This window comes from Pseudoroseomonas cervicalis ATCC 49957 (genome assembly GCF_000164635.1).
Taxonomy (GTDB): Bacteria; Pseudomonadota; Alphaproteobacteria; order Acetobacterales; family Acetobacteraceae; genus Pseudoroseomonas; species Pseudoroseomonas cervicalis.
In genome coordinates, this window is record NZ_GG770793.1 from 1 (window position 1) to 2,956 (window position 2,956).

Sequence of the window (2,956 nt, forward strand, 5' to 3'; positions counted from 1 at the left end):
AGCGGCGCCAGCCCGGCCAGCTCCAGCCCGACCGAGCTGCCCGCCCGCCCCGCCGGCGCGTGGTAGGCGACGCTGAAGCGCAGCGCCTCCTGCTCCAGATTGGCCTTGCGCAGCACCTCCACCGGCCCCGCGATGTCGAGCAGCAGCACGCGCGGCGGCACGATCACCAGCACCGGGACGGGCCGCGCGGCGCTCACGCGGCGCGCCGCTCCGCCGCACCGGCCAGCGCCTGCTCCACCGTGGCGATGCGGGCGAAGCGGCCGGCCAGCACCAGCTCGGTGCGGGCGCGGATCTCAGCGGCGCTCCAGACGCGGCCGGTGGCGTCGGTCATCGGGAAGGTCAGCGTCGCCTCGGCCACGTAATCCACCGCGTAGCCCAGATCGGAGGCGTGGCGCGTGGTGGTCTCGCAGCATTGCTCGGTGCGGATGCCGGAGACGATCAGGCGGGTGATGCCGCGGCTGTTCAGCCAGACATCCAGGCCGCTGTTGACCAGCGCGCTGTGCCGGCGCTTGCGGAACACCGCGTCGGGCGCCAGGCGCAGCGGGGCCAGGGTGCGGACATGGCCCGAGGCCTCGGAGAAGGGCCCCTGCTCCTCGACATGGAAGACCTGGAGCACCGGCAGGCCGCGGGCGGCGGCGCCGTCGATCAGCGCCTGCTGGCGCTCCAGATAGGCGGGCAGGTCGTCCTCGCGGAAATAGGGGCGGTGGCGGAAGGAGTCCTGCGCGTCGATGACGAGGAGGGCGGTGCCGGTCATGTCCCATGCTCCTGCGGAAGGTGACCGCGCCAGCCTAGCGCCCGGCCGGCGCCGCATAAGGCCGGGCGCGGACAAAGAGGGGACCGTTCGCGCCATCCGCGCCGCCTCAGCCCTCCTCCGCCAGCAGCCCTTCCCGCTCCTGCTTGCGCAGGCTGGCATCGGTGCGCGCCGCCTCCGCGCGCAGCTGGAGGAAGGCGGCCTCGGTCGCCAGGATGTGCGCGCGCATCGCCGCCTCCGCCGCCGCCGCGTCGCCCGCCAGGATGGCGGCGCCGATCGCGCGGTGCTGCGCCAGGATCTCGCCGCGCAACGCGTCGCGCTGCCAGTACTGCTCGTGGCTGAACAGGATGCCGCGCTTCAGCAGCCCGGCGAAGACGCGCAGCACATGCAGCAGCACCAGGTTGTGGCTGGCCTCGTGCACCAGCAGGTGCAGTTGCAGGTCGGCCTCGGCCTCCTCCGCCGGCGCGGCGTGGCGATGCGCGGCCTCCATCCGCGCCAGGCAATCCTGCAAGGCGGCACGCTCCGGCGCGGTGATGCGGCTGGCCGCCAGCGCCGCCGCCTGCGGCTCGATCAGCCGGCGGTATTCGAAATAATCCTGGCCGATGCGCGGGCTGCTGCCGAACAGCCCGGCCAGCGGGGCGGAGAGCGGCGCCAGGAAATCCGCCACCACCGTGCCGGCGCGGGAGGAGGCGAGCAGCCCTTTCTGCTCCAGCAGCGCCAGCGCCTCGCGCAGCGAGGGGCGGGAGACGCCGAGCCTCGCCGCCAGCTCGCGCTCGGGGGCCAGCCGGTCGCCGGGGCGCAGCACGCCCTCCAGCACCAGCGCCTCCAGATGGGCGGCCACCGCTCCGGCGAGCGGCGGCGGCCGGAAATCGTTCATGGCCCGGTCCTGCTCCGATCCTGGTCAAAACTCTTTACCAAACCCGCGCGGCGGAGGACATTGGGCAAATCCGCCTCTCCCCGCCGCAGCAGGACATGCCATGCCGCCCGTCACCAATATCGAGGATCTGCGCCAGATTGCCCGGCGCCGCATCCCGCGCGCCATCTTCGACTATGCCGATCGCGGCTCCTATGACGAGGCGACGCTGCGCGCCAACCGCGACGACCTGGCGGCGCTGAAGCTGCGGCAGCGGGTGATGATCGACGTCTCCGGCCGCAGCACCGCGACCACCATGCTGGGCGAGCCGGTCGCCATGCCGCTGGCCATCGCCCCTACCGGGCTGACCGGCTTGTTCCACGCCGATGGCGAGATCCATGGCTGCCGCGCGGCGCAGGCCTTCGGCATTCCCTTCACCCTGTCCACCATGTCGATCTGCTCGATCGAGGATGTGGCGGGGGCGGTGGACAAGCCCTTCTGGTTCCAGCTCTACGTCATGCGCGACCGCGGCTTCGCCCGCTCGCTGGTGGAGCGCGCCATCGCCGCGAAATGCTCGGCGCTGGTGCTGACGCTGGACCTGCAGATCCAGGGGCAGCGGCACCAGGACATCAAGAACGGGCTGGCGGTGCCGCCGAAGCTCACCGTGAAGAACATGCTGGACGTGGCAACCAAACCGCGCTGGGCGCTGGAGGTGCTGCGGGGCAAGCGCAAGACCTTCGGCAACCTGACCGAGGCGCCGGGCGCCAAGGAAGGGCTGAACACGCTGTCCCATTGGATCGCCGGGCAGTTCGATCCGTCGCTCTCCTGGAAGGATGTCGCCTGGATCCGCTCGATCTGGCCGGGCAAGCTGATCCTGAAGGGCGTGCTGGATGTCGATGACGCGCGCATCGCCGCCGAGACGGGGGCGGATGCGCTGGTCGTCTCCAACCATGGCGGGCGGCAGCTGGATGGCGCGCCCTCCTCCATCTCCGTGCTGCCCTCGATCGCCGAGGCGGTGGGCGAGCGCATCGAGGTGATGTTCGATGGCGGCATCCGCTCCGGCCAGGATGTGATGAAGGCCGTGGCGCTGGGCGCCAAGGGCTGCATGATCGGCAAGTCCTGGCTCTACGGACTGGCCGCCGGTGGCCAGGCGGGGGTGACGACGGCGCTCGAGATCATGCGCAAGGAGCTCGACATCTCCATGGCGCTGACCGGCACCAAGACGATTGCCGGCATCACGCCGGAGATCCTGCACGCGCCGCGCCGCGGCGATGTGCTGCGCTCCGGCCAGTCGCGGCAGGCGGCGGAGTAGCCGCGCCGCAGCCCCGCGCGCGGCCTCACGCCGCGCGCAG

The 2,956-nt window shown here is 72.1% G+C and carries 4 protein-coding genes; 1 reads left to right on the forward strand and 3 read right to left on the reverse strand.

Annotated features, from left to right (window positions below; translation table 11 throughout):
* The 3 genes from HMPREF0731_RS19035 to HMPREF0731_RS19045 all read right to left on the reverse strand — a co-directional run.
* Nucleotides 1-197, reverse strand: a 197-nt coding sequence (locus HMPREF0731_RS19035) for a type 1 glutamine amidotransferase family protein (RefSeq protein WP_007005838.1), incomplete at its 3' end; no start/stop codon positions are given.
* Nucleotides 194-754 (reverse strand): isochorismatase family protein, encoded by a 561-nt coding sequence (locus HMPREF0731_RS19040; RefSeq protein ID WP_007005839.1) that lies wholly within the window; start codon nt 752-754, stop codon nt 194-196. The genes HMPREF0731_RS19035 and HMPREF0731_RS19040, both read right to left, overlap by 4 nt.
* A gap of 106 nt (nt 755-860) precedes the next feature.
* Nucleotides 861-1,628 carry a FadR/GntR family transcriptional regulator gene (locus tag HMPREF0731_RS19045; protein ID WP_007005840.1) on the reverse strand — a complete coding sequence of 256 codons (768 nt, stop codon included), beginning with the start codon at nt 1,626-1,628 and terminating at the stop codon, nt 861-863.
* A gap of 100 nt (nt 1,629-1,728) precedes the next feature.
* Between HMPREF0731_RS19045 and HMPREF0731_RS19050 the strand changes: the two genes are divergently transcribed.
* The gene (locus HMPREF0731_RS19050; RefSeq protein WP_007005841.1) at nt 1,729-2,916 is read left to right on the forward strand and encodes an alpha-hydroxy acid oxidase; all 1,188 of its coding nucleotides are present in this window, start codon (nt 1,729-1,731) and stop codon (nt 2,914-2,916) included.
* Nucleotides 2,917-2,956 lie beyond the last annotated feature (40 nt).

Coding starts and splice junctions, on each gene's coding strand:
- HMPREF0731_RS19040 (WP_007005839.1), bottom strand. CDS start 754: ATGACCGGCACCGCCCTCCTCGTCATCGACGCGCAGGACTCCTTCCGC.
- HMPREF0731_RS19050 (WP_007005841.1), top strand. CDS start 1,729: ATGCCGCCCGTCACCAATATCGAGGATCTGCGCCAGATTGCCCGGCGC.
- HMPREF0731_RS19045 (WP_007005840.1), bottom strand. CDS start 1,628: ATGAACGATTTCCGGCCGCCGCCGCTCGCCGGAGCGGTGGCCGCCCAT.